This is a genomic window from Lentzea sp. NPDC003310 (genome assembly GCF_040610935.1).
In the GTDB taxonomy this organism is placed as follows: Bacteria; Actinomycetota; Actinomycetes; order Mycobacteriales; family Pseudonocardiaceae; genus Lentzea.
In genome coordinates this window covers 187,585-212,667 of record NZ_JBEXNC010000011.1, presented here as the reverse complement: position 1 = coordinate 212,667, position 25,083 = coordinate 187,585, and the positions used below count along the sequence as shown (strand labels likewise).

Below are 25,083 nucleotides of genomic sequence, written 5' to 3'. Positions count from 1 at the left end.
CACGATCGATGGTCACCCAAACTAGTTAAGCGCTCACCGTGAGTCCGATTGGAACGCCTGCAAAATCTGCTCCGCCGCAAGGGTGGCGGTGAGCTCTCCGAGCCGGACCTTCTCCTCGAGGGAGGGGGCGAGCGACCGCACGGCGGCGCTCTCGCGGACCTGCCGCCACAGTTCGTCGCGGACCATCATCCAGGTCCAGTCGACCTGCTGGCGCCGGCGGCGTTCGGCCAACTCCCCGGCGTCCTCGAGGGTGCGGCGGTGTTCCAGGACCCGGGACCACAGGTCCTCGAGACCGGTTCCGGTGAGGCCCGAGCACGTGAGCACGGGCGGGTGCCACAGCGCGTCCGGCGGGCGCAGCAGCTTGAGCGCCCCGGCCAGTTCGCGCGCGGCCTTGCGGGCGTCCAGCTCGTGCTCGCCGTCGGCCTTGTTGACCGCGATGACGTCCGCGAGCTCCAGGATGCCCTTCTTGATCCCCTGCAACTGGTCGCCGGTGCGGGCGAGGGTGAGGAACAGCGAGCAGTCCGTCATGTTGGCGACGGCCACCTCGGACTGCCCGACGCCGACCGTCTCGACCAGCACGACGTCGAAGCCAGCGGCCTCGACCAGCACGATCGTCTCGCGGGTGGCCTGCGCGACGCCGCCGAGCGTGCCCGAGGTCGGCGAGGGCCGGATGAACGCGTTCTGGTCGACCGACAGCCGCTGCATGCGCGTCTTGTCGCCCAGGATGCTGCCGCCGGTGCGGGTGGAGGACGGGTCGACGGCGAGCACCGCGACCCGGTGGCCCTGCTCGGTCAGCATGGTGCCGAGCGCGTCGATGAACGTCGACTTGCCGACGCCGGGCACGCCGGTGATGCCGACGCGGATCGCGTCGCCGGACTTGGGCAGCAGCTCGACCAGCAGCTCCTGGGCCTTGGCCCGGTGGTCGGCGCGGGTCGACTCGACGAGCGTGATCGCCCGCGCGAGCACGCCGCGGTTGCCGTCGAGCACGCCCTTCGCGTACTCGGCGACGTCGATCACCCTAGGCATCGTGGCCGAGCTGCTTCGCGAGCTTCACCAGCAGGTCCTTCGCCGCGTCCGCGATCACGGTGCCGGGCGGGAAGATCGCCGACGCGCCCGCCGCGTACAGCTCGTCGAAGTCCTGCGGCGGGATCACGCCACCGACGACGATCATGATGTCCTCGCGGCCGAGCTTGGTGAGCTCCTCCTTGAGCGACGGCACGAGCGTGAGGTGGCCCGCGGCGAGCGAGGACACGCCGACGATGTGGACGTCGGCCTCGACGGCCTGGCGCGCCACCTCGTCCGGCGTCTGGAACAGCGGGCCGACGTCGACGTCGAAGCCGAGGTCCGCGAACGCCGTGGCGATGACCTTCTGACCGCGGTCGTGCCCGTCCTGGCCCATCTTCGCGACCAGGATGCGGGGACGGCGGCCCTCCTCCTCCGCGAACGCCTCGACGACCTCGCGGCAAGCGTCCACGTTGGACACTGAGCCGACCTCCTGCCGGTACACCCCGGAAATGGTGCGGATCTGCGCGCTGTGCCGGCCCCAGACCTTGCCGAGCGACTCGGAGATCTCGCCGACGGTGGCCTTGGCGCGGGCCGCGTCGATCGCGAGCTCCAGCAGGTTGCCCTCGCCGTTCGCCGCGTTCGTGAGGGCGGCGAGCGCACTGTCCACTGCGGACTGGTCGCGCTCCTCCCTGAGCCGGCGCAGCTTCTCCAGCTGCTGGGCGCGCACGCCCGCGTTGTCGACCTTGAGCACCTCGATCTGCTCGTCGGCGTCCACGAGGTACTTGTTCACGCCGATGACGGGCTGGCGGCCGGAGTCGATGCGCGCCTGGGTGCGTGCCGCCGCCTCCTCGATGCGCAGCTTCGGGATGCCCTCGTCGATCGCGCGGGCCATGCCGCCGGCCTTCTCGACCTCGGTGATGTGCTCCCAGGCCTTGGCCGCGAGCTCGTGCGTGAGGCGCTCCACGTAGGCGCTGCCGCCCCACGGGTCGATGACGCGCGTGGTGCCGGACTCCTGCTGGAGGAGCAGCTGGGTGTTGCGGGCGATGCGCGCGGAGAAGTCCGTCGGCAGCGCAAGCGCCTCGTCGAGTGCGTTGGTGTGCAACGACTGCGTGTGGCCCTGCGTCGCCGCCATGGCCTCGACGCACGTGCGCGCGACGTTGTTGAAGACGTCCTGCGCGGTGAGCGACCAGCCGGAGGTCTGGCAGTGCGTGCGCAGGCTCAGGGACTTCGGGCTCTGCGGCTCGAAGTCGTTGACCAGCTTGGCCCAGAGCAGGCGCGCGGCCCGCATCTTGGCGATCTCCATGAAGTAGTTCATGCCGATCGCCCAGAAGAAGCTCAGGCGTGGCGCGAACTTGTCGACGTCCAGCCCCGCTTCGCGGCCCGCGCGGATGTACTCGACACCGTCCGCGAGGGTGTAGGCGAGCTCCAGGTCGGCCGTCGCCCCGGCCTCCTGCATGTGGTAGCCGGAGATCGAGATGGAGTTGAACTTCGGCATGTGCCGGCTGGTGTAGCTGAAGATGTCGGAGATGATCCGCATCGACGGCCGCGGCGGGTAGATGTAGGTGTTGCGGACCATGAACTCCTTGAGGATGTCGTTCTGGATCGTCCCCATGAGCTGCTCCGGCTTCACCCCCTGCTCCTCCGCAGCCACCACGAACAGCGCGAGGACCGGCAGCACCGCGCCGTTCATCGTCATCGACACGGACATCTTGTCGAGCGGGATGCCGTCGAACAGCGTCCGCATGTCGTAGATGGAGTCGATCGCGACGCCCGCCATGCCGACGTCACCGGCGACGCGCGGGTGGTCGGAGTCGTAGCCGCGGTGCGTGGCGAGGTCGAACGCGACTGAAAGGCCCTTCTGGCCGGCCGCGAGGTTGCGGCGGTAGAAGGCGTTCGACTCCTCGGCCGTGGAGAAGCCCGCGTACTGGCGGACGGTCCACGGCTGGTTGACGTACATCGTCGGGTATGGGCCGCGCAGGAACGGCGCGACGCCGGGGTAGGTGCGCAGGAAGTCGAGGCCGTCGGTGTCCTGCGGCCCGTAGACGGGCTTGACCGCGATGCCCTCCGGCGTCTCCCAGGACGGCAGGTCGGTCTCGTACTTGGCCTGCGGGAGGGGGCCGAGGTCGATGTCCGCGAAGTTGGGGATCATCGCTCCACTCCCAGGAAGTCGTAGGTGTTTGTGAGGATCTCGAGCGCCGGGCAGCCCATGAACACGAAGCCGTCGACGTCGGCTTCGGTCTTCTTGCCGGCCAGCAGGACGCGTTCGGCACCGGCCTTGCGCAGGGCTTCGACGGTGGGCACGGCCTGGTCGGCGTAGCTCGTGTCGCTGCCGCACAGGACGGCGACCCTGGCGCCGGACTCCTGGAACTTCTCCGCGACCTCTTCGGCGGACCTGGTCGCGCCCGCGTTCGGAGTGGCGAAGCCGCCCGCGTTGAAGAGGTTGGCGGCGAAGGTGGCGCGCGCGGTGTGGGCGGCGATCGGGCCGAGGGTGGCCAGGAAGACCTGCGGCCGTTCGGGCTGGGCGTCGGCGAGATCGCGCAGCTCCTCGAAGGCCTGTGCATAACGCACCCGCGGCAGCTCGCCCTCGACGGCAGGTGCCGGGTCCCGCACGACGGGCTTCTCGCCGAGGTTCGGGAACTCGCTCACCCCCGTGATCGGGTCGCTGCGGTCCGCCAGCCGGGCCGACCGCGCCTCCCACGTCGCGGCGATCCGCGAGGCCACCAGCGCGCGGGCCTCCCCGATCCCCCCGGCGCGTTCGATCTCCCGGAACCACGTCCAGGCCGCCGCGGCCAGCTGGTCGGTCAGCTGCTCCACGTACCAGGACCCGGCGGCGGGGTCGATCACCTCGCCGAGGTGCGACTCCTCCAGCAGCAGGTTCTGCGTGTTGCGCGCGATCCGCCGGGCGAACTCGTCCGGCAGCCCGATCGCCGCGTCGAACGGCTGCACCGTCACCGCGTCCGCGCCACCGAGACCGGCGGCCAGGCACGCCACCGTGGTGCGCAGCATGTTCACCCACGGGTCGCGGCGGGTCATCATCGCCGACGACGTCACCGCGTGCTGCACCTGCACGGCGTCGGACACACCGGACACCTCGGCCACCCGCGCCCACAGCCTCCGGGCCGCGCGCAGCTTCGCGATCGTCGTGAACTGGTCGGCGGTCGCGGCGAAGCGGAACTCCAGCTGCGCGAAGGCGTCCGCGGCCGAGAACCCCGCGCCGGTCAGCGCCCGCAGGTACGACACGGCGAGCGCCAGGGACGCGCCCAACTCCTCCGAGTCGGACCCTCCCGCGTCGTGGAACGGCAGCGCGTCCACCACGACGGTGCGCAGGCCCGGGAACTCCGCGCGGGCCTGGCGGATGACGTCGAGCGCCTCGCCGGACGGCGTCAGGGCCAGGTTGCCGCGCACGTCGGCGGGCAACACCGGAGCCTGGTCGTAGATCCGCAGCATCGTCCGCGCGGCGTCCACGGAACCGTCGAGCACGATCGGTGCGAGGTCGAGGTAGACGCCGTCGAGCAGGCGTTCCAGCGAGGTCGCCGGCACGGCGAGCCACAGCGAGGTGACGCCGCCCTCCAGGTCGTTCATCAACGACACCGGGTCCGGCACGGCGTGGCGCTGGCGGATGTCCCAGCCCTGCTTCACGGGCGCGAGCGCGTACGGCTCCAGCGCGTCGTCGAGGGTGTAGAGCGGCTGCAGCTCGATGCCGTCGTAGGTCTTCGTGACCAGGGAGTCGAAGCTCGCGCCGGTCTTGCGGAGCACCGCGTCGACCAGCTCACGCCACTGTTCCCTCGACGCCGAGGGGAACTCGTTCGGGCGGAATTCGGCGGTCAATGCCAACTCCATCATGCGTTGCAGTGTTACCGACCAGTACCGACACGGCTATGTGAGGTTCACCGCCGTTAACGATGCAGTCAGTGTGTCAGGAACAATCGGTGCGTGGAGAACGGTGACCCCGAACGCCTGATCGCGGATCGATACCGGCTGTTGCACGTGCTCGGCCAGGGCTCGATGGGCACCGTCTGGGCCGCGCAGGACGACGTGCTCGGCCGGCAGGTCGCCGTGAAGGGCATCCTGCACACGCCCGGCATGCCCGACGTCGAGGCCGCCCAGCTGCGCGAACGCACGATGCGCGAGGCCCGTGCCGTCGCCGCGCTGTCCCACCCGAACCTCGTGACGCTCTACGACGTCGTCCAGCACGACGGCGACCCGTACGTGGTGATGGAGCTGATCCCGTCGCGCAGCCTCGGCGAGGTGCTGCAGGAGCAGGGCTGCCTCACCGAGAAGCAGGGCGCGGCGGTGCTGGACGCGGTCGCGGCGGCGCTGGCGTCCGCGCACCGGGCCGGCATCACGCACCGGGACGTGAAGCCCGGCAACGTGCTCGTCGCGGACGACGGGCGGGTCAAGCTCACCGACTTCGGCATCGCGCGCAACGTCGCCGAGGCCACCATGACGGCGCGCGGCATCACGCTCGGCACGCCCGCCTATATCGCGCCCGAGGTGGCGCAGGGCGGGGACGTGTCCGAGGCGGCGGACCGGTGGTCGCTCGGCGCGACGATGTGGGCCGCGATGTCCGGCGAGCCGCCGTACGTCGGCAAGAACGTCATGCAGACGATCAACGCGGTGATCCACGGCGACGTGCCGGTGCCCGCGGGTGCCGGGCGGCTCGCCCCGGTGATCAGCGGGTTGATGCGCAAGGACCCGGCTGAGCGGATGTCGCTCGTCGACGTGCGCAAGCAGGTCTACGCGCTGCTGCCGGAGCCCGGCACGGACGCGTTCGAGGTCCGCGAGCCGGTGCGGCCGCCGATCGTCGTGCGGCCCAAGCCCAAGATCCAGCCGGACGCGCCGCTCGCCGACGACCCCGGCCCGTTGCCGTTCCTGGTGACGAAGCCGGTCGCCCCGCAGCGCACGCGCGGGCCGCTCGCCTCGGCGTTCGTGCTGGTGCTGGCCGTGCTGCTGTTCGCGGCGGGGTCGGGTGGCGGGTTCGCGCTGACGAGGCTCGCGGCGGGCGCGTCGCTGCTGCCGCCGGTCGAGCAGGGGTCCCCCACCCTGCCGACCCTGCCCACGGCGGCGACGCTGCAGCCGCGCACCGCGTCGGCCGTGCTGCTGAACGGCGACCAGGGCGGCAGGTTCACGCTGAACGTCGAGCAGAGCTGGTCGGTCTACGCCGAGCAACGGGCCGGTGACGTGCGGCTGCCCGCCTCGGCGGTGGTGCACTTCGTGTCCGGCAGCGGCGCGTACGAGGCCACGGTGCAGCGGTTCCCCGACTACTACCCGAAGCGCGACATCAAGGCGTACGTCGCCGGGGTGCAGGCGCGCTGGCCCGGCCGGTTCTTCGGCGGCGAGCAGGTGCCGACGCCGGACCTGCCCGGACCGCTGCCGGAGAACAGCATCCAGTTCTTCTACCGGACGGTGGAGGGCGAGGGCCGCGACGCGCTGCGGCGGTCGCACTTCTCGCGCGTGCTGCCGTACGGCAACGACCTGTGGGTGGTCGAGGTGGTGGCGCCGACGGAGCAGGAGGACGAGGCGCGCGCCCGCCTGTTCGACCCGATCGCCTCGACGTTCGGCCCGGTTTAACATCACGCGGTGACTCCAGAAGAGCTGGCCGGCAAGGCCGCGGAAGAGATCCAGAGCCGCACCGGCAACGCGAAGCACGACATCGCCATCGTGCTCGGCTCCGGCTGGCGACCCGCCGCCGACGTGATCGGTGAGCCGGTCACCGAGATCCCGGTGGGCGAGCTGACGGGCTTCGAGGCGCCGACCGCGCTCGGCCACGGCGGCACCATCCGTTCCGTCGACGTCGATGGCAAGAAGGTCCTCGTCGTCCTCGGCCGCACCCACGGCTACGAGGGCAAGGGCGTGCAGAAGGTCGTGCACGGCGTGCGCGCCGTCGCCGCCGCGGGCGTGTCCACGGTCGTGCTGACGAACGCGGCCGGCGGCCTGCGCCAGGGCATGTCCGTCGGGCAGCCGGTGCTGATCTCCGACCACCTGAACCTGACCGCGGTGTCGCCGCTGGTCGGCGCCCGGTTCGTCGACCTCACGGACCTGTACTCGCCGCGGCTGCGCAAGGTCGCGCAGGAGATCGACTCCTCGCTGGAGGAAGGCGTGTACGCCGGTCTTCCCGGCCCGCACTTCGAGACGCCCGCCGAGATCCGGATGCTGCGCACGATGGGCGCGGACCTGGTCGGCATGTCGACCGTGCACGAGGCCATCGCCGCACGGGCCGAGGGCGTCGAGGTGTTCGGGTTGTCGCTGGTCACGAACCTCGCGGCGGGCATCACCGGTGAGCCGCTGAACCACCAGGAGGTGCTGGACGCCGGTGCCGCCGCGGCCCAGCGCATGGGCACGCTGCTGCGCGAGCTGGTGGCCAGGGCATGAGCCTGACGCCGGCACTGCGGGACGCGACGTTCCGGTGGATCGCCGACGACCCGTCCGACGCGACCCGGACCGAGCTCCAGGGCGTGTTGGCGCGGGCCATGGGCGGCGACCCCGCTGCCTTGGAAGACCTCCAAGACCGGATGGCCGGTCCGCTCACGTTCGGCACCGCCGGGCTGCGCGGGCCGGTGCGCGCGGGCACGAACGGCATGAACGTGGCCACGGTCGTCCGCGCGACGGCCGGGCTCGCGGCGTGGCTCGCCTCCCCCGGCCTGGTGTTCGTCGGACGCGACGCGCGGCACGGCTCGGAGGAGTTCGCGACCGCGGCCGCCGAGGTGATGGCGGCGGCGGGCTTCGACGTGCGGGTGCTGCCGGGGCCGTTGCCCACGCCGGTGCTGGCGTACCTGGTGCGCGCGCACGGTGCGGTGGCGGGGATCCAGATCACCGCGTCGCACAACCCGCCCGCGGACAACGGGTACAAGCTCTACCTGACCGGCGGGTCGCAGATCGTGCCGCCGTCGGACGGCGAGATCGAGAAGGCGATCGAGGCGGTGCCGGCTGCGGTGTCCGTGCCGCGCGCAACCACCTTCACCACGGTCTCGGACGCCGAGGTGGACGCGTACCTGGAGCAGGTGGCGTCGCTGCCGCGCGGGAACTCGCGGACGCTCAAGATCGCGTTGACGCCGATGCACGGCGTGGGTGGCGCGTTCGCCGTGGAAGCGTTGCGGCGCGCGGGTTTCACCGACGTGCACGTGGTGCGGTCGCAGGCGGTGCCGGACCCGGACTTCCCGACCGTGGTGTTCCCGAACCCGGAGGAGCCGGGAGCGTCCGACGAGCTGCTTTCCCTTGCGGCGTCGGTGGACGCGGACCTGGCCATCGCGCTGGACCCGGACGCCGACCGGTGCGCGCTGGGCGTGCGCGACGGAGACACGTGGCGGATGCTGCGCGGTGACGAGACGGGCGTGCTGCTCGGTTCGCTCGTGCTGTCGACCACGGAGTCCACGGACCCGTTGGTGGCGACGACGATCGTGTCGTCGTCGCTGCTGAAGTCGATCGCGGCCGCGCACGGTGCCCGGTACGCGGAGACGCTGACGGGCTTCAAGTGGCTGGCCCGCGCGGGTGACGGTCTCGTGTTCGCCTACGAGGAGGCGCTCGGCAACTGCGTCGACCCCGAGCACGTGGCGGACAAGGACGGCATCTCGGCCGCCGTCGTCGCCGCGGACCTGGCCGCCGGGCTGAAGGCCTCCGGCCGCACGCTGCTGGACGCGCTGGACCAGCTCGCGGTGGACCACGGCCTGCACCTGACCGACCAGGTCTCGTTGCGGTACACCGATCTGAGCCTGATCGGCGCGACGATGGCGCGGCTGCGGGCGAACCCGCCGGCCGACTTCGCCTCGGAGGATCTGCTGCCCGGCGCGGACGTGCTGCGCTGGACGGCCGACGGCGTGCGGGTGATCGTGCGCCCGTCCGGCACCGAGCCGAAGCTCAAGGCGTACCTGGAGGTCGTCGAGCCGGTCACGGACGGACTGGAGTCCGCCCGTGCGTCAGGACGGGCGCGGCTCGCCGAGCTGCGGGAACGGGTGACGGAGCTCGTCAGCTAGCTCAGCCGGCGAGAGCGATCGCGAGGCACAGCGCGGCGACGACGAAACCCCCGCCGGCCACGAAGTACGCCCTTCTGGTCGGCGGGGACACCGCGTTGCGGCGCCCCTCGGTGACCGCCGCGACGGCGATCCGCCCGAAGATGTACGCGATCGTGCAGAGCCCCACACCGAGTCCGAGCAACATCGTGTTGACGTCCCACGGGCTGTGGTCGAACCCCGGCCACAAGGACGCGAAGAGGGGCCCGAACCCGATCATGCCGATGCCGACGGCAAGGCCGAAACCCCAGGTGATGCGGCGCTGACGAGGACTGGTGTGCATTAGGGCGGTGGTCTTCATGGTCCCTCCTGTGTACACCCCTTAGGACGCGCTTCCGGCTGCGGGGTTCCGTTTGTCCATCAACAAGAACGCCTGCGGACCGCCTTCGTCCACACCCTTCCGACGTTGCAGGCGGGCCACTTCGTTGAACCCCGCCGCGGTCGCGTTGGCCACGGTCTCGTCGATGTCGTGCCAGTACACCGTGAGGTCCACGTCGTGGCCGTAGGCGCGCGTGAGCGGTCCCTTCCGGTTACCCAGTTTGAAGGCGTGCAGCAGGTGCCCGCCAGGCCTGAGCACGCGGTGGAACTCCTGCCACGGCACCTCGTGCGCGGCCATGTGGACCGTGGAGTACCAGACGACGGCGCCGCCGAGGCTCTCGTCCTCCAGGTCCAGCGCGGTCATGTCGCCCTGGCGGAACGCGAGGTGGGGGTACCGCCTCCGCGCCTGGTCGAGCATGCCGTCGGAGAGGTCGACACCGAACGCGTCGAGGCCCAGGTCGTGCAGGTGCCCGGTGATGCGGCCGGTACCGCAGCCGATGTCGCAGACCGGGCCGTCCGCCAACTCGGCGAACGCCCGCATGATCGCGGCGTCGAGCGGGCGGCCGTCGTGCGCGTCCGGGATGAGCTGGGCGTAACTGGCGGCGACGAGGTCGTAGGAGGCGCGGGTCACGGACGTTATGTTGCTCGACGTGTCCAGGCTGCTGATCGTCCACCACACCCCGTCGCCCGCCCTCCAGGCGATGTTCGAGGCGGTCGTCGCGGGCGCCACCATCCCCGAGATCGAGGGCGTCGAGGTGGTCCGCCGCGCCGCGTTGTCCACAACCGCTGTGGACACCCTGGAGGCCGACGGCTACCTGTTGGGCACGCCCGCCAACCTGGGCTACATGAGCGGCGCGCTGAAGCACTTCTTCGACACCGTCTACTACCCGTGTCTCGATTCCACGCGAGGTCGCCCGTTCGGGCTTTACGTGCACGGCAACAACGACACGACCGGCGCGGTGCGCAGCGTGGAGACCGCCACGACCGGGTTGGGCTGGGAGAAGGCGGCGCAGCACGTGGTCGTCACGGGCGAGCCGACGAAGGCCGACCTGCAGGCGTGCTGGGAGCTCGGGGCCAGCGTCGCGGCCCAGTTGTCCACATGAACCCAGGGTTGTCCACAGCCTGTTGTCCCCAACCTGTGGACAACCCTGGGGATGCTTTCGAACGTGTGTTCTAACGGCCGACGGAGCTCATGTCGGGGTACCGGTCACCGGCCACCTCGGAGGCCGGGACGGCCGCCTCGATGGCGGCGAGGTCGGCCCCGGACAGCTCCAGCGACGCCGCCGCGACGTTCTCCTCCAGGTACTTGATCCGCTTGGTACCCGGGATCGGCACGACGTCCTGGCCGCGGTGCTGCACCCACGCGAGCGCGAGCTGGCCCGCGGTCACGCCTCGTTCCTCGGCCAGGGCGCGGAGCTTGGCGACCATCTGCAGGTTCGTGTCGAGGTTCGAGCCGGAGAACCGCGGGTTCACGGACCGGAAGTCGCCCTTGCCGAAGTCCGCCGAGGAGGCGAAACGGCCCGTGAGCACGCCACGGCCGAGGGGCGAGTACGGCACGATGCCGATGCCCAGCTCACGGGCGGTCGGCACGATCTCCGCCTCGATGTCGCGCGACCACAGCGACCACTCGCTCTGCAGCGCGGTGATCGGGTGGACGGCGTGGGCGCGGCGCAACGTCGCGGCACCTGCCTCGGACAGGCCCAGGTACCGGACCTTGCCCTCGGTGACCAGCTCGGACATCGCCCCGACGGTCTCCTCGATCGGGGTGTCCGCGGGCACGCGGTGCAGGTAGTACAGGTCGATCACGTCCACACCGAGGCGCTTCAGCGAGCCCTCGACCGAGGCGCGCACGTAGTCGCGGTCGCCGCGGATCGAACGGCCGCCGCCCTCCTCCCGCACGATGCCGAACTTCGTGGCCAGCACGTAGCCCGAGCGGCCCGCCAGCGCACGGCCGACCAGCTCCTCGTTGACGTGCGGGCCGTACATGTCGGCCGTGTCGAGCAGCGTGACGCCGAGCTCCAGGGCCCGGTGGATCACCGCGATCGACTCGGCCTCGTCGCCGGCGCCGTAGAACTCCGACATCCCCATGCAGCCGAGCCCCTGCGGCCCGACCTCCAACGCTCCCAGTGCACGGCTCACGCCGTCGCCTCCAAGTCCTGCTCTACCACCGCGTAGTGGTCGATCTTGTAGTCGAGCACCTCGAGACAGGTCTGCAGCTCCGCGATGCGGGCGCGGACGTCGGTGCGGTGTTCGACGAGGATCTGCTTGCGACGACCTGCGGTCAGGTCGCCGCGGTGCCGCAGCTGCGCGAACTCGCGCATCATGCGAATCGGCATGCCGGTCGTGCGCAGGCGCGTCACGAAGGCCAGCCAGCCGAGGTCCTCCTCCGAGTAGCTGCGACGGCCGCCCGAGTCTCGCGCGGGCGGGTCGACGAGCCCGATTCGTTCGTAGTAGCGCAAGGTGTCGATGGACAACCCACTGCGCTGCGCGGCTTGGGCTATCGAGTAACTCACGACTCGACGCTATGACCTGGAGTGCACTCTAGGTCAAGCGGAATCCTTCGAGATCCCCCACGCTTCGAGGTGACCGGCCATCTCCGGCACGTCGATCTTGTCGCGGCCGAGCGAGCGGACGAGGTCGAGCGCGTCGTCCTCGTCGGCGTCGATCCAGTAGCCGTTGATGTCGCACATCGTGACGGCGGCGACCCAGGCGAGCCGCCAGTTGCCCTCGACGAGAGGGCGGGTCCGGACGATCGAGTCGAGCAGTGCGGAGGACTTCAGCCACAGCGTGTCGTACGCCTCCACGCCGAGGACGGTGGCGCGGGGACGGTAGGCCGCCGTGTCCAGCAGGCCGATGTCCCGGACGAGGAGATCGCCACCGGTCACGGCCGTGGCCAGCACTAAGAGGTCCCCGGCGTCGAGGTAGGAGATCACGGCACCCAGTTGATCACAGAGGTCTGACAGTTTCAGGAAGAACCGAGCCTATCCAAAAGACCTCGGTACTTGGGCAGGACTCGCCCCAGAACCTCGCCGAGCTTCTCCTCCTGCTGCATGCGCCGGTAACGATCCGCGATCGCCAGCCGCACGACCTCCTGCTTGGAGCGGCCCTCGGACTGCGCCAGTTCGGCGAGCCGCGAGTTCTCCTCCTCGGTCAACCGCAAGGTCATGGCCATGACCGAAGACGGTATCAACGTGATACCACTCAGGCCAGAGGCCGTTAGGATTGCGCGATGCCCAGGCCCAAGACCCACGACGACGCTCTGCGACGGCGTCTGCTCGAACGAGCGGGCGAGTTGCTCAGCACCGAGGGCCCCGCCGCCGTGAGCCTGCGCAAGATCGCCACCGACGTCAACACCTCGACCACGGCGGTCTATTCCCTCTTCGGCGGAAAACCAGCGCTGCTCGAGGCGCTCTACGACGAGGCCTTCACGCAGTTCGGCCGGAGTCTCGCGGCCGTGCCCGTCACGGACGACCCCGTCGAGGACCTGCTGCGGATCGGCCTGGCGTACCGGCGCAGCGCGCTCGAGGACCCGCAGTTCTACTCGGTGCTCTACTCGAAGGTCGTCGAGCCGACGAAGGAGATGAGCCGGGCGGCCGGGCGGACGTTCGCTCCGGTGATCAACGCGGTGCGGCGCGCGGTCGAGCAGGGCGTGTACCTCGACCACGACCCCGAGCAGATCGCGATGTCGATGTGGGGCCTCGCGCACGGACTGGTGAGCCTGGAGCTCAACGGAAACCTGCCGCCGGGCGTCGACGCGGCCGCCACGTACGAACTGGCGTTGCGCGCGCACGGCAGGGGCTGGCGGGCGGAGACCGGCAAAACGCTGTAGCACCACGGAATCCGGGGAGGCGGCCGCCGCGAAACCTCCCCGGACCCGCTGAACTGTCCGGTTAGGACAGTTCGTCTCAGTGGTGCGGCCTCACTTCAGGGCTCCGTCGAGCGCCTTGATCAGTTCGCCCTGCGGCGTGTCGCCGTCGAGCGACCAGATCATCGCGCCGCCGAGCCTGCGGTCGTTGATGTAGCGCGCCTTGCGCTTCATCTCGGTCGCGTCGTCGTAGGTCCACCAGGTCTTGCCGTCGTAGATCCACGCGAAGCCGGCCTTCTCGTCGCGGTAGATCTTGTACGCGTTGCCGGGCTCGGAGAGCTTCGCCTTGATGCGGTGGAAGTCCTCGTAGCCGGCCTCGTACTTGGCGGGCGCCGGCACACCGGTGCCGAACAGGCCGTTGCGCGTCCCTGGAGCGACGCCGTCCCAGCCGCGGCCGTAGAACGGCACGCCGAGCACGGCCTTCGAGCGCGGGGCACCGCGCGAGAGCCACGCGTTGACCGTCACCTCGGTGCTGAACTCGAACTCCGACGGGTCGCCCTTGGGCACCCGCAGCGCGGACTGCTGGTTCGCCGGGGCGTCCCACGCACCGTGGTAGTCGTAGCCCTGCAGCGTGCCGAAGGTGAGGTAGCAGAACACCTTCGAGACCTCGAAGCCCGCGTCGACCTGCTTCGGGTCGGCCGGCAGGAACGCGGTCAGGTCGCGGTTCCACCCCATCTGCCTGCGGTACTCCGCGAGCAGCTTGGTGAAGTTCTGCTTGTCCTCGGGGCGAACGACGTTGGGCGGCGTCATGTTGCCGTTGCTGCCCGGCCACTCCCAGTCGAGGTCGATGCCGTCGAAGACGCCCTTGGCGGCGCCCTCGGGCAGACCCGGCAGGTTGCCCTTGATCCACATGTCGGTGCACGACTTGACGTGGGCGGCGCGCGACTCGGGCGTCAGCGCGGCATTGGAGAACCAGCGCGAGCCCGTCCAGCCGCCCAGCGAGATGTTGATCCTCAGCTTGGGGTACTTGGCCTTGAGCTGCTTGAGCTGGTTCAGGTTGCCCGCGAGCACCTGGCCGGGCTCGTCGGCCTTGCCGCTCACGGACTGCTCCGCGGTGTGGGGCATCTGCCAGTCGGCCCACGGGTCGGCGCTGACGCACTTGCCCGACTCGTCGAGGAAACCGAAGGCGTAGTTCAGGTGCGTGAGCCGCGCGGCGGCCCCGCTGTCCACGAGGTTCTTGACCCGGAAGTTCCGGTCGTACACGCCCCACTGGATGAAGTACCCGACGGTGCGGGTCTTCGAGAAACCGTGGTGCCCTTGGGTCTCGACGTCGGCGTTCGCGGGCGCTACAGCCAGCGACGCGGACAGGGCGCCGACCGCGAGAGCGGCAGCACCCCATCTCCGTCTGGACATGTGACTCCTATTCGAATCGCGGCAGCGGCGATGTGGTCCACAGCACGATAGGCCTGAGGTCTAGACCACTGCTACGTCCGATCGGAGGTATGTCCTAAACCGCCCCGTACAGACGGTCACCGGCGTCGCCCAGACCGGGCACGATGAAGCCGGAGTCGTTGAGCCGCTCGTCGACCGACGCCGTGACGAGACGGCACGGCAGCTTCGAGTCCTCCAGGTGGTTGATCCCCTCGGGCGCCGCGAGCACGCAGATCGCCGTGACGTCGGTCGCGCCGCGCTGGGTCAGCAGCTTGATCGTGTACGCCATCGAGCCGCCGGTGGCGAGCATCGGGTCGAGCACGAACACCGGGCGTCCGGCGAGGTTCTCCGGCAGCGACTCCATGTACGGGGTCGGCTGGAGCGTCTCCTCGTCCCGGGCGAGCCCGACGAACCCCATCTGGGCGTCCGGGATCAGCTTGTGCGCCTGGTCGGCCATGCCGAGACCGGCGCGCAGGACGGGCACGAGCAGCGGCGGGTTTGCCAGCTTGTAGCCGGTGGTACGAGCAACGGGTGTGTGCGTGCGGTCCTCCTTCAGCGGCGCCTCGCGCATCGCTTCGTAGACCAGCATCACGGTCAGCTCTTGCAGAGCGGCGCGGAACGCGGCGTTGTCCGTGCGCGCGTCACGCATCGTGGTGAGTCTCGCCTTGGCGAGTGGATGATCGACGACCAGGACGTCCATGCTCGACACCGTAACCCGCTGGGAGGAGCTAGGGGTGTTCGAAGAGATCTACCGCGAGGCACGTCAGCGCATCGTCGGTCTGACCATGGGCCTGAGCGCCGAGGAGCTCGGCCGGACGGTGCCCGCGTGTCCTGAGTGGACCGTGCACCAGGTGGTCGCGCACCTGTCGGGCGAGGCGTCCGATCTCGTCAGCGGCCGCATGGAGGGCGCGCCCTCGGACGAGTGGACGGCGCGGCACGTCGCGGAGCGCGCGGACGTGCCCGTCGAGGACCTGCTGGAGCAGTGGAACGCGTTCGGCGACAAGATCGCCGAGATGCCGCGGATGCCGTACCAGCTCGCCCTGGACGCGATCACGCACGAGGCCGACCTGCGCGCCACCCTCGGCCGCGAACGGCTGCCGGACACCGTGTGGCAGCCGACGCTCGTGTGGATGGCGCCGCGCCGGCTGACCGACGTGACGGTGAGGACCGAGTTCGGCGACCTCGGCGACGGCCCGATCACGCTGGAGGTCGAGGGCTACGAGCTGTGGCGCGCGTTCTTCGGCCGGCGCTCGCGGGCGCAGATGGAGTCGTGGGCCTGGTCGGACCCCGCGCCGATCGACAAGATCCCGTTCTTCCCGGCGCGCGAGACCGCTCTAGTGGAGTAAACACCGTTTACCGAAGGGGTGTAGGGTCGGCCGCGTGACAGACCACGTGCGCATCGGAGTGCTCGGCGCGGCCACCATCGCGCCGACCGCGGTCATCCGGCCGGCCCGTTCCTCGACGGTCGCCGAAGTGGTCGCGGTCGCTGCGCGTTCCGCTGCCAAGGCCCAGGCCTTCGCCGACAGGCACGGGATCGCCCGCGTGCACGGCTCGTACGAGGACCTGCTGGCGGACCCGGCGGTCGACGCCGTCTACAACCCGCTGCCGAACGGTCTGCACGGCAAGTGGACGCTGGCCGCGCTGGAGGCCGGCAAGCACGTGCTGTGCGAGAAGCCGTTCACCGCGAACGCCGCCGAGGCCGCTGCCGTCGCCGCCGCGGCCAACGCGTCCGGGCTCGTGGTGATGGAGGCGTTCCACTACCGCTACCACCCGCTCGCGCTGCGCGTCGCCGAGATCATCGGCTCCGGCGTACTCGGCCCGTTGCGGCACGTCGAAGCGACGGTCGCGTTCCCGCTCCCGAAGTTCTCCGACATCCGCTACGACTACTCGCTCGCGGGCGGCGCGACGATGGACGCCGGCTGCTACGCCGTGCACATGGCGCGACTGCTCGGAGGCGAGGAACCCGAGGTGCGCTCGGCGAAAGCGTTGCTGCGCGGGCCTTCCATCGACCGCGCGATGCGCGCCTCGCTGCGCTTCCCCTCGGGTCACACGGGTTCCGTGCACGCGTCGCTGTGGTCGTCGACGGTGCTCAAGCTGTCGATGAAGGCGATCGGCGAGAACGGCACGCTCAAGGTGTTCAACCCGCTCGGCCCGCAGGTGGCGCACCGCTTGTCGTTGCGGCTCAGGGACAGCAGGTCCACCGAGAGGTTCGGCAAGCGCCCGACCTACGCCTACCAGCTCGACGCGTTCACCGACGCCGTGCTGCACGGCAAGCCGTTCCCGACCACCGCGGACGACGCGGTGCGGACCATGACGGTGATCGACGCGATCTACCGGGCCGCCGGTCTCCCGCTGCGCCAGCCGAGCGCCTAACGCTTGTCGTGCACCGTCACGGCGTAACCGTCGGGGTCGGCGAAGGTGAACGTGCGCCCGAACGGGCTGTCGAACGGACTCGTGACGATGGGCACGCCCGCGCCGTCCAGTGAGTCGTGCAGAGCCTGCGCGTCCTCGGCGTGCAACCACAGCACCACTCCGCCGGCGGGCCGGTCGAGCGCGTCGAGATCGGTGCCGGGCAACGGTTCCCGCACCGCGAACGGCACCGGCGAGGTCGCGAACACGACGGCTCCCGGCGGGCTCACCGGCGCCCTGCGCAGGCCAAGCCGGTCCTCGTAGAACGCCGCGGCGCGGTCGAGGTCGCGCACCTGCAACGCGATGAAGTCGGGTCCGGTGACGGTCATGCCTGCTCCTTCGTATGTCAAAGTCCTGACATCGAGCAGCCTATGTCAAAATCCTTACATGCGCCAGGGTGATCAGGTCGGTCCGCTCGACACCGCCGTCGGGTACGTCCTCAAGCAGGCCGCGTCGGCCCTGCGCGGCGCGATGGACGCCGCCCTGCGACCGCTGGACCTCACGGTGCCGCAGTACTCGTGCCTCGAACTGCTGGGCCAACGTCCTGGTCTGTCCAACGCGGACCTGGCGCGCGGCGCGTTCGTCACCCGCCAGTCGATGAACGTGGTGCTGCAGGGCCTCGAAGCACGCGGTCTCGTCAGCCGTCCCGCCTCGGCACCGCACGGCCGCCAGCTCCCCACCGAACTGACCGACGCGGGCCGCTCCCAGCTCCAGGAGGCCAGCCGGGCCGTGCACGCCGTGCAGGTGCGGATGTGCGCGGGCCTGAGCGCGGAGCAGCAACGCGTTCTGGTCGCCACCCTCACCGAGTGCGCGCGGAACCTGACCGAGACCACCTGATCAGGGGGCCAGGGCACACGATCCGGGCGTCAAGAATCGACAAAGCGACTCCGAAATGTCTCGTAACCAGTTGAGACGCGGAGGTGCGAACGGTGACGATCGAACAGAAGCCCGCCCAGCAGTGGTGCGAGTCCCCGCTGGTCATCCTGGGGATCTCGGGATCGCTGGCCGTGGTGATCAGCGTGCTGCCGCTGGTGTGGGGCTACCACCCGGGACTCGCGGCGGCGCTCGGCACGCTCCTGGTGGTCGCCTTCGCGATCACCATCAAGTTCGCACCGAACCGCAGGTGACACCTCTAGACTCGATCGGGTGAGCGACGAGCTGGTACCCGCCGACCAGAGTCACATGCGCGCCTCCGACGCCGACCGGGAACGGGTGGCGCAGGTGCTGCACCAGGCGACCGCCGAGGGGCGCCTCGACATCCACGAACTGGACGAGCGGCTCGTGGCGGTCTACGCCGCGAAGACGTACGGCGAGCTCGTCCCCATCACCGCGGACCTGGTGCTGAGCGGCCTGCCGCAGACCCCGGCCGTGCCGCAGTACCAACCGGCCGTGAGCGACCGCATCGGCGGCGAGCCGGGCAGTGCCGTGTCGGTGGCCTTCTGGTCCGGCGTGAACCGCAAGGGCGGCTGGGTCGTCCCGCGCGTGCACAACGCCGTCGCGATCATGGGCGGCATCGAGATCGACCTGACCCACGCGAACTTCGCCGAGCCCGAGGTGACGATCAGCTGCTTCGCGTTCTGGGGCGGCGTCGAGATCCGGGTGCCCGACGACATCAACGTCAAGGTCGACGGGTTCGGGTTCATGGGGGCGTTCGAGGAGAAGGTGCCCGTGCGGCGGCACATCCCCGGTGCGCCGACCGTGCGGATCACCGGGCTCGCGATCATGGGCGGGGTCGAGGTCAAGGGGCCGAAGAAGCCCAAGAAGAACATCCTGCGCGAGCTGCTCGACTAGTGCTGCTGGGAGAGTTCGTCGAACGGGTCGCGCTGGCCGGCGTCGTCTTCATGATCAAGATGGACGGCCCGCGCCCGAGCAACAAGTGGACCCTGCACGTCAGCAAGTCCCCGCAGCCCGAGGACTACTGGGTGGCCCGCAGCGATTGCGCCCGCCTCGAACAGGGGCTGACGCGCGTTCGCAAGCGGCTGCCCGAACTGCCCGGCGACTGGTCGTGGCTGGACGAGCCGATCGAGGACGCGGACGCCTACGCCGACGTGTTCGAGGAGATCGGCGCGACCGGCGAGTTGTTCATCGTCCAGTACGGCCTCGCGTCGAAGTGGGTGCTGTTCGCGGCCAAGGGGAAGTTCGAGGGCTACGCGAGCCTCGATGAGTGCGTGGAGGACGGGCTCGCGAAGCTTGGGTGGTGAGGGGCTTCCGTCGGACGGCCCAGCCGGTTAACCTCCGGCGTCCGCAGACCCGTCCCCCGCGAAGGTCATGACGACTCCCTCCGACAGACCCGTCTTCGTTGATCCGAGTGGCCGCCGCCGCAAGGTGATGCGCATCGCCATCGGCACTGTCGCCGCCGGTGTGCTCGGCTACCTGGTACTTCTCGTCGTCGCACTCTCCGGCGGCCCGGTGAACCCGACCACCCTGCTGCCGATCCCCGAGGCCGCCGAGCCCGCCGTCACCACCACGACCGAGGCGCCGGCTTCGTCACCTGAAGCAACATCGTTGCCACGCAACGAAACCACGACCACGCCGCCGACCACGACCACCACGTCGAGCGTGGCGAACACCACGACGACCACGACCACCGAGTCCGTCAACCGGCGGACCGATCCGCCCGGTGCGTCGAACCGGCCGAGCAACCCCGGTCAGGGCAAGCCGTGAGGCCCCAGCCGCGCGCCCACTGGGTGCTGCTGGCGCTGGGGGTGGTGGTGCTGCTCGGGGCGTTGCTGCTGGACACGTTCGTCGTCGGACGGGTCGGGCAGGGCGCCGAGCCCACGGCGGGTCCGGCGGGCACCGTGCCGCAGTCGCTGCACCAGGGCGGTCCGCTGGTCGGGAGCACCGGGTCGGGGCTCAGCTCCCGCGCTACGCCGGACCGCACGGTCGTGCTGACGTTCGACGACGGGCCCGACCCCGAGTGGACGCCGAAGATCCTCGACGTGCTGCGGCGCAACGACGTCAAGGCCACCTTCTTCGTCACCGGCGCGAACGCCGCGCAGCACCAGGACGTGCTGGAGCGGGTCGACGCCGAGGGCCACGAGGTCGGGCTGCACTCGTTCACGCACGTCGACCTCGGCAAGGTCGGCGACACCCGCGCCCGTGTCGAGCTCGGGCAGACCGGGCTCGTGGTGGCGAGCGGGACGGGCAAGTCCAGCAGGCTCGTGCGGCCGCCGTACTCGAACCGGCCCGACGCGGTCGACGACGAGGACCTCGTCGGCATCGAGCGGATCACCGCGGCCGGCAACCTCGTGCTGCTCTCCGACCTCGACAGCCAGGACTGGCGGCGGCCGGGCGCGGACGCCGTGGCCGCGAACGCCACGCCCAAGGACGACAAGGGTGCCGTGGTGCTGATGCACGATGGTGGTGGCGACCGGTCGCAGACCGTTGCGGCGCTGGAGAAGCTGATCCCGAGCCTGAAGGAGCGCGGGTTCGCGTTCAAGACCGCCCGCGACGCGTTCGCGGTGCCGCAGGCCGGTGCCGAGGCGACGGCGGCGGAACGCGCGCAGGGCACCGCGGTGTCGCTGGCCGTGCGGTTCTCGCGGTTCGTCACGGAACTGCTCACCTGGCTCGTCGTGGTCTCCAGCGTGCTGGCCCTCGCCAGGGCCGCGGTGCTGCTCGTGACGACCGCGATCCACGCGCGGCGCAAGCCTGGCAAGCACGCGCCCCGCCTGCCGAAGCAGATGGTCACGGTGCTCGTGCCCGCCTACAACGAGGAAGCGGGCATCGAGGCGACCGTGCGCACGATCCTGTCGAGCACCTGGCCGGTGCACGTGATCGTGATCGACGACGGCTCGACCGACCGCACGTCCGAGGTGGTGCAGAGCCTGCGCCTGCCCAACGTCTCCCTCGTGCGCCAGCGCAACGCGGGCAAGGCGGCGGCGCTCAACACCGGTCTGCGGCACACCCGCACCGACCTCGTCGTGATGGTCGACGGCGACACCGTGCTGGAACCGGAGACCGTCGCGAACCTCGTGCAGCCGTTCGCCGACCACGAGGTGGCGGCGGTGTCCGGCAACGCCAAGGTGGGCAACCGCTCCGGCCTGCTCGGCCGCTGGCAGCACATCGAGTACGTGATCGGCTTCAACCTCGACCGGCGGATGTACGACGTCATGCAGTGCATGCCGACGGTGCCGGGCGCGGTCGGCGGGTTCCGGGTCAGCGCCCTGCGCGAGGTGGGCGGGGTGCCGGAGGACACGCTGGCCGAGGACACCGACCTGACGATGGCACTGGAACGCGCCGGGTGGTCCGTGGTCTACACCGAGCACGCGCGGGCGTGGACGGAGGCGCCGGCGAGCCTCGGTCAGCTGTGGCGGCAGCGCTACCGCTGGTGCTACGGCACGTTGCAGGCGATGTGGAAGCACCGCGGCGCGGTCTTCGAACGCGGCATGGGCGGCAAGCTCGGCCGCCGCGCGCTGCCGTACCTCTTCCTCTACCAGGTGGCGCTGCCGGTGCTCGCGCCCGCGATCGACGTGTTCGCGCTGCTGAGCCTGTGGACCGACCCGGTGGCGGGCGTGGGCGCGTGGCTCGGGTTCCTGGTGCTGCAGCTGGTCCCGGCCGTGATCGCGTTCCGGCTCGACGGCGAACGGCTGCGGCCGCTGTGGGCCGTGGCGTTGCAGCCGATCGTCTACCGGCAGCTCATGTACCTCGTCGTGATCCAGTCCGTGATCACCGCGCTGGCCGGCGCCGTGCTGCCGTGGCAGAAGCTCAAGCGGACCGGCAGCGCGGCCCGGGACGCGCCGGAAATCGACGAGCGGACGGTGCCGCTCAACCGGGTTGACCTGCGCGAATCGCCTCACTTAGGACGGGCGTCCCATTCCGCTTAGACTCCCAGGCATGGCTGCTCCAACGACACTGCCGTCGGCCCTGGCTGACGCCGTGCGCGACGAATCGTCGCTGCGGCGTTTCCTGCACGGGCTCCCCGGCGTCGACCAGGTCGGCGTCGAGCAACGAGCCGCGGGCCTCGGCACGCGGAGCATCAAGAAGGCCGCCAAGCTGCACGCCATCGACCTGGCGATCAGCATGGTGGACCTCACCACGCTCGAGGGCGCGGACACTCCCGGCAAGGTGCGCAGCCTCGCCGCGAAGGCGAAGCGCCCCGACCCCGAACGGCCCGACGTGCCGAAGGTCGCGGCGGTCTGCGTCTACCCGGACATGGTGAAGACGGCGGCCGACGACCTGGTGGGCACGGGCATCAACGTCGCGTCCGTCGCGACCGCGTTCCCCAGCGGCCGCAGCACGATCGACATCAAGCTGGCCGACACGCGGTTCGCCGTCGAGCAGGGCGCGTCCGAGGTCGACATGGTGATCGACCGCGGTGCGTTCCTCTCCGGCCGCTACGGGCTGGTGTTCGAGGAGATCGTCAAGGTCAAGGAGGCCTGCGGCGACGCGCACCTCAAGGTGATCCTCGAGACCGGCGAGCTGGTGACGTACGACAACGTGCGCCGCGCGTCGTGGCTCGCGCTGCTGGCCGGTGGTGACTTCATCAAGACGTCGACCGGCAAGGTGCAGCCCGCCGCGACGCTGCCGGTGACGCACGTGATGCTCCAGGCCGTGCGGGACTGGAAGCAGCAGACGGGTGAGCTGCGCGGGGTGAAGCCCGCCGGTGGCATCCGCACGACCAAGGACGCGATCAAGTACCTGGTGGCCGTGCACGAGGTGGCCGGGCCCGAGTGGCTCGACCCGAACCTGTTCCGGTTCGGCGCGTCGACGTTGCTCAACGACCTGCTCATGCAGCGTCGGACCCAGTTGGACGGCCACTACAGCGGCCCGGACTACGTGACGGTGGACTGAAGACATGTGGGAATACGCCCCCGCGCCCGAGTCGCGGGACATCGCGAACCTCAAGCCCAGCTACAAGATGTTCGTCGACGGCAAGTTCGTCGAGGGCACCGGCGAGCCGCTCAAGACGATCAACCCCGGCACCGAGGAGGTGCTCGCGGAGGTGTCGACGGCATCGGAGTCCGATGTGGACACCGCCGTCAAGGCCGCGCGCAAGGCCTACGACCGCGTGTGGTCGAAGATGCCCGGCTCCGAGCGGGCCAAGTACATCTACCGGATCGCGCGGCAGATCCAGGAGCGCGGCCGTGAGCTCGCGGTGCTGGAGTCGCTCGACAACGGCAAGCCGATCAAGGAGTCGCGCGACGTCGACATCCCGACGGCGGCCTCGCACTTCTTCTACCACGCGGGCTGGGCGGACAAGCTCGGCTACGCGGGCTACGGGCCGGACCCGAAGCCGCTCGGCGTCGCGGGTCAGGTCATCCCGTGGAACTTCCCGCTGCTGATGGCCGCGTGGAAGATCGCGCCGGCGCTGGCGTGCGGCAACACCGTAGTGCTCAAGCCTGCCGAGACGACGCCGCTGACGGCGCTGGTGCTGGCGGACATCATCCAGCAGTGCGACCTGCCGCCGGGCGTCGTGAACATCATCCCGGGCGCCGGTGACGTCGGCGCCGCGCTCGTCGGGCACGCGGACGTGAACAAGGTCGCGTTCACCGGCTCGACCGACGTCGGCAAGGTCATCCAGGGCCAGCTCGCGGGCACGTCCAAGAAGCTGACGCTGGAGCTGGGCGGCAAGGCCGCGAACATCGTGTTCGACGACGCGCCGCTCGACCAGGCCGTCGAGGGCATCGTCAACGGCATCTTCTTCAACCAGGGCCACGTCTGCTGCGCCGGCTCCCGCCTGCTCGTGCAGGAGTCGATCGCCGAGGAGCTGATCGAGAAGCTGCACGCGCGCGTCTCGACGTTGCGCGTCGGCGACCCGCTGGACAAGAACACCGACGTCGGCGCGATCAACTCCCGCGAGCAGCTCGCGAAGATCAAGGAGCTGACCGAGTCGGGCGAGGCCGAGGGCGCGACCCGCTGGACGTCCTCGTGCCCGTTGCCGGACAAGGGTTTCTACTTCGCCCCGACGGTGTTCTCCGGTGTCTCGCAGGCGATGCGGATCGCCCGTGAGGAGATCTTCGGCCCGGTGCTGTCGGTGCTGACGTTCCGCACGCCGGAGGAGGCCGTGGCCAAGGCGAACAACACGCCGTACGGCCTGTCCGCCGGCGTCTGGACCGAGAAGGGCTCGCGCATCCTCTGGATGGCACAACGGATGCGCGCCGGCGTGGTGTGGTCCAACACGTTCAACCGCTTCGACCCGACCGCGCCGTTCGGCGGGTACCAGGAGTCGGGCTTCGGCCGTGAGGGCGGCCGCACCGGTCTGGAGGCCTACCTCGATGTCTGATCGACTCACGGTCGCGAAGACCTACAAGCTCTACATCGGCGGCAAGTTCCCGCGCTCGGAGTCGGGCCGCAGCTATCCCGTGACGGACTCGAAGGGCACGTTCCTCGCGAACGCCGCCCAGGGTTCCCGCAAGGACGCGCGCGACGCGGTCTCGGCCGCCCGCAAGGCTTTCGGCGGCTGGTCGGGCACGACGGCCTACAACCGCGGCCAGGTGCTGTACCGGGTGGCCGAGGTGCTGGAGGGCCGCCGCGAGCAGTTCATCGCCGAGGTGGCGTCGTCCGAGGGCGTGCCGGTGAAGAAGGCGCAGTCGCTGGTGGACGCCGCGATCGACCGCTGGGTCTGGTACGCGGGCTGGACGGACAAGATCGCGGCCGTGCTGGGGTCCTCGAACCCGGTGGCGGGCCCGTACTTCTCGTTCTCCACGCCGGAACCGACGGGCGTGGTCGCGGTGCTGGCGCCGCAGCAGTCGTCGCTGCTGGGCCTGATCTCGGTGATCGCCCCGGTGATCGCGTCGGGCAACACCTGCGTGGTCATCACCTCGCAGGACCGCCCGCTGCCGGCGATCACGCTGTCCGAGGTGCTCGCGACGAGCGACGTCCCCGGTGGCGTCGTCAACATCATCACCGGCCGCACGGCGGAGATCGCGCCGTGGCTCGCCTCGCACGGTGACGTGAACGCGCTGGACCTGACGGGTGCGCCGGAGTCGATCCGCGCGGACCTGGAACGGTCGGCTGCAGGCACGGTGAAGCGCGTGCTGCGCAACAAGGCGAGCGAGGACTTCACGGCCACGCCGGACATGTCCCGCCTGCGCGCGTTCCTGGAGACGAAGACGGTCTGGCACCCGATGGGTGTCTAGGGGTCGTAGTCGGTCGGCGCAGGACCTGCGC

28 protein-coding genes are annotated in these 25,083 nt (G+C 70.3%); 16 read left to right on the top strand and 12 right to left on the bottom strand.

Going from position 1 to position 25,083, the window contains the following annotated elements; genetic code table 11:
• Positions 1-33: 33 nt before the first annotated feature.
• The 3 genes from meaB to ABZX02_RS24075 are packed head-to-tail and all read right to left on the bottom strand — an operon-like array spanning position 34 to position 4,848.
• Positions 34-1,026, bottom strand: a complete 993-nt coding sequence (meaB, locus tag ABZX02_RS24085) for a methylmalonyl Co-A mutase-associated GTPase MeaB (RefSeq protein ID WP_355300805.1) — start codon at positions 1,024-1,026, stop codon at positions 34-36.
• A complete protein-coding gene (gene scpA / locus ABZX02_RS24080) occupies positions 1,019-3,154 on the bottom strand; it encodes a methylmalonyl-CoA mutase (RefSeq protein ID WP_355300804.1) in 2,136 nt (711 codons plus the stop codon). The genes meaB and scpA overlap by 8 nt, the downstream gene beginning before the upstream one ends.
• The gene (locus ABZX02_RS24075) at positions 3,151-4,848 is read right to left on the bottom strand and encodes a methylmalonyl-CoA mutase family protein (RefSeq protein ID WP_355300803.1); all 1,698 of its coding nucleotides are present in this window, start codon (positions 4,846-4,848) and stop codon (positions 3,151-3,153) included. The genes scpA and ABZX02_RS24075 overlap by 4 nt, the downstream gene beginning before the upstream one ends.
• Before the next feature lie 90 nt (positions 4,849-4,938).
• Here ABZX02_RS24075 and ABZX02_RS24070 point away from each other — a divergent pair, with 90 nt between their 5' ends.
• Genes ABZX02_RS24070 through ABZX02_RS24060 form a run of 3 tightly spaced genes read left to right on the top strand, consistent with a single transcriptional unit; the run spans position 4,939 to position 8,975 of the window.
• Positions 4,939-6,576 (top strand): serine/threonine-protein kinase, encoded by a 1,638-nt coding sequence (locus ABZX02_RS24070; RefSeq protein WP_355300802.1) that lies wholly within the window; start codon positions 4,939-4,941, stop codon positions 6,574-6,576.
• Between the two features lie 9 nt (positions 6,577-6,585).
• Positions 6,586-7,377 carry a purine-nucleoside phosphorylase gene (locus ABZX02_RS24065; RefSeq protein ID WP_355300801.1) on the top strand — a complete coding sequence of 264 codons (792 nt, stop codon included), beginning with the start codon at positions 6,586-6,588 and terminating at the stop codon, positions 7,375-7,377.
• A complete protein-coding gene (locus ABZX02_RS24060) occupies positions 7,374-8,975 on the top strand; it encodes a phospho-sugar mutase (RefSeq protein WP_355300800.1) in 1,602 nt (533 codons plus the stop codon). The genes ABZX02_RS24065 and ABZX02_RS24060 overlap by 4 nt, the downstream gene beginning before the upstream one ends.
• Position 8,976: 1 nt before the next feature.
• Here the strand turns inward: ABZX02_RS24060 and ABZX02_RS24055 are convergent, their stop codons facing one another.
• Both ABZX02_RS24055 and ABZX02_RS24050 read right to left on the bottom strand, forming a co-directional pair.
• On the bottom strand, positions 8,977-9,312 hold the full coding sequence (locus tag ABZX02_RS24055) for a hypothetical protein (protein WP_355300799.1): 336 nt from the start codon (positions 9,310-9,312) through the stop codon (positions 8,977-8,979).
• Positions 9,313-9,333: 21 nt separating this feature from the next.
• A complete protein-coding gene (locus ABZX02_RS24050) occupies positions 9,334-9,960 on the bottom strand; it encodes a class I SAM-dependent methyltransferase (protein WP_355300798.1) in 627 nt (208 codons plus the stop codon).
• Positions 9,961-9,979: 19 nt separating this feature from the next.
• Between ABZX02_RS24050 and ABZX02_RS24045 the strand changes: the two genes are divergently transcribed.
• On the top strand, positions 9,980-10,432 hold the full coding sequence (locus tag ABZX02_RS24045) for a flavodoxin family protein (RefSeq protein ID WP_355300797.1): 453 nt from the start codon (positions 9,980-9,982) through the stop codon (positions 10,430-10,432).
• Positions 10,433-10,502: 70 nt separating this feature from the next.
• Here the strand turns inward: ABZX02_RS24045 and ABZX02_RS24040 are convergent, their stop codons facing one another.
• The 4 genes from ABZX02_RS24040 to ABZX02_RS24025 are packed head-to-tail and all read right to left on the bottom strand — an operon-like array spanning position 10,503 to position 12,501.
• On the bottom strand, positions 10,503-11,417 hold the full coding sequence (locus tag ABZX02_RS24040; RefSeq protein ID WP_355301064.1) for an aldo/keto reductase: 915 nt from the start codon (positions 11,415-11,417) through the stop codon (positions 10,503-10,505).
• A gap of 47 nt (positions 11,418-11,464) precedes the next feature.
• On the bottom strand, positions 11,465-11,842 hold the full coding sequence (locus ABZX02_RS24035) for a MerR family transcriptional regulator (protein ID WP_355300796.1): 378 nt from the start codon (positions 11,840-11,842) through the stop codon (positions 11,465-11,467).
• 33 nt (positions 11,843-11,875) lie between these two features.
• Entirely contained in the window at positions 11,876-12,262 is a 387-nt protein-coding gene (locus tag ABZX02_RS24030; RefSeq protein ID WP_266039215.1) for a Fic family protein, read from the bottom strand.
• A gap of 32 nt (positions 12,263-12,294) precedes the next feature.
• Positions 12,295-12,501, bottom strand: coding sequence for a ribbon-helix-helix protein, CopG family (locus tag ABZX02_RS24025; RefSeq protein ID WP_355300795.1), 207 nt, complete (start codon positions 12,499-12,501; stop codon positions 12,295-12,297).
• A 57-nt stretch (positions 12,502-12,558) separates the two neighbouring features.
• Between ABZX02_RS24025 and ABZX02_RS24020 the strand changes: the two genes are divergently transcribed.
• Positions 12,559-13,158, top strand: a complete 600-nt coding sequence (locus ABZX02_RS24020) for a TetR/AcrR family transcriptional regulator (protein ID WP_355300794.1) — start codon at positions 12,559-12,561, stop codon at positions 13,156-13,158.
• A gap of 90 nt (positions 13,159-13,248) precedes the next feature.
• Here ABZX02_RS24020 and ABZX02_RS24015 read toward each other — a convergent pair whose 3' ends face one another.
• Entirely contained in the window at positions 13,249-14,547 is a 1,299-nt protein-coding gene (locus ABZX02_RS24015; protein ID WP_355300793.1) for a glycoside hydrolase family 18 protein, read from the bottom strand.
• 94 nt (positions 14,548-14,641) lie between these two features.
• A complete protein-coding gene (gene upp / locus ABZX02_RS24010) occupies positions 14,642-15,265 on the bottom strand; it encodes a uracil phosphoribosyltransferase (RefSeq protein ID WP_355300792.1) in 624 nt (207 codons plus the stop codon).
• On the opposite strand from upp, the gene ABZX02_RS24005 reads away from it, so the two are divergent.
• Positions 15,264-15,911 (top strand): maleylpyruvate isomerase N-terminal domain-containing protein, encoded by a 648-nt coding sequence (locus ABZX02_RS24005; RefSeq protein ID WP_355300791.1) that lies wholly within the window; start codon positions 15,264-15,266, stop codon positions 15,909-15,911. The genes upp and ABZX02_RS24005 overlap by 2 nt on opposite strands.
• Before the next feature lie 34 nt (positions 15,912-15,945).
• A complete protein-coding gene (locus ABZX02_RS24000) occupies positions 15,946-16,938 on the top strand; it encodes a Gfo/Idh/MocA family oxidoreductase (protein ID WP_355300790.1) in 993 nt (330 codons plus the stop codon).
• Here the strand turns inward: ABZX02_RS24000 and ABZX02_RS23995 are convergent.
• A complete protein-coding gene (locus ABZX02_RS23995) occupies positions 16,935-17,303 on the bottom strand; it encodes a VOC family protein (protein ID WP_355300789.1) in 369 nt (122 codons plus the stop codon). The genes ABZX02_RS24000 and ABZX02_RS23995 overlap by 4 nt on opposite strands.
• 58 nt (positions 17,304-17,361) lie before the next feature.
• Here ABZX02_RS23995 and ABZX02_RS23990 point away from each other — a divergent pair, with 58 nt between their 5' ends.
• From ABZX02_RS23990 to ABZX02_RS23950, 9 genes are all read left to right on the top strand, one after another.
• On the top strand, positions 17,362-17,811 hold the full coding sequence (locus ABZX02_RS23990) for a MarR family transcriptional regulator (protein WP_355300788.1): 450 nt from the start codon (positions 17,362-17,364) through the stop codon (positions 17,809-17,811).
• Positions 17,812-17,903: 92 nt separating this feature from the next.
• On the top strand, positions 17,904-18,101 hold the full coding sequence (locus tag ABZX02_RS23985; protein ID WP_355300787.1) for a hypothetical protein: 198 nt from the start codon (positions 17,904-17,906) through the stop codon (positions 18,099-18,101).
• Positions 18,102-18,120: 19 nt separating this feature from the next.
• Positions 18,121-18,765, top strand: coding sequence for a DUF1707 domain-containing protein (locus ABZX02_RS23980; protein WP_355300786.1), 645 nt, complete (start codon positions 18,121-18,123; stop codon positions 18,763-18,765).
• A complete protein-coding gene (locus ABZX02_RS23975) occupies positions 18,765-19,175 on the top strand; it encodes a hypothetical protein (protein WP_355300785.1) in 411 nt (136 codons plus the stop codon). The genes ABZX02_RS23980 and ABZX02_RS23975 overlap by 1 nt, the downstream gene beginning before the upstream one ends.
• Positions 19,176-19,302: 127 nt before the next feature.
• Positions 19,303-19,638: a hypothetical protein gene (locus tag ABZX02_RS23970; RefSeq protein WP_355300784.1), complete on the top strand. Its 336-nt coding sequence runs from the start codon at positions 19,303-19,305 to the stop codon at positions 19,636-19,638.
• Positions 19,635-21,797, top strand: a complete 2,163-nt coding sequence (locus ABZX02_RS23965) for a bifunctional polysaccharide deacetylase/glycosyltransferase family 2 protein (protein WP_355300783.1) — start codon at positions 19,635-19,637, stop codon at positions 21,795-21,797. The genes ABZX02_RS23970 and ABZX02_RS23965 overlap by 4 nt, the downstream gene beginning before the upstream one ends.
• 10 nt (positions 21,798-21,807) lie before the next feature.
• Positions 21,808-22,764: a deoxyribose-phosphate aldolase gene (deoC, locus tag ABZX02_RS23960; RefSeq protein ID WP_355300782.1), complete on the top strand. Its 957-nt coding sequence runs from the start codon at positions 21,808-21,810 to the stop codon at positions 22,762-22,764.
• 4 nt (positions 22,765-22,768) lie between these two features.
• Entirely contained in the window at positions 22,769-24,196 is a 1,428-nt protein-coding gene (locus tag ABZX02_RS23955; protein ID WP_355300781.1) for an aldehyde dehydrogenase family protein, read from the top strand.
• Positions 24,189-25,052 (top strand): aldehyde dehydrogenase family protein, encoded by an 864-nt coding sequence (locus ABZX02_RS23950; protein ID WP_355300780.1) that lies wholly within the window; start codon positions 24,189-24,191, stop codon positions 25,050-25,052. The genes ABZX02_RS23955 and ABZX02_RS23950 overlap by 8 nt, the downstream gene beginning before the upstream one ends.
• Positions 25,053-25,083 lie beyond the last annotated feature (31 nt).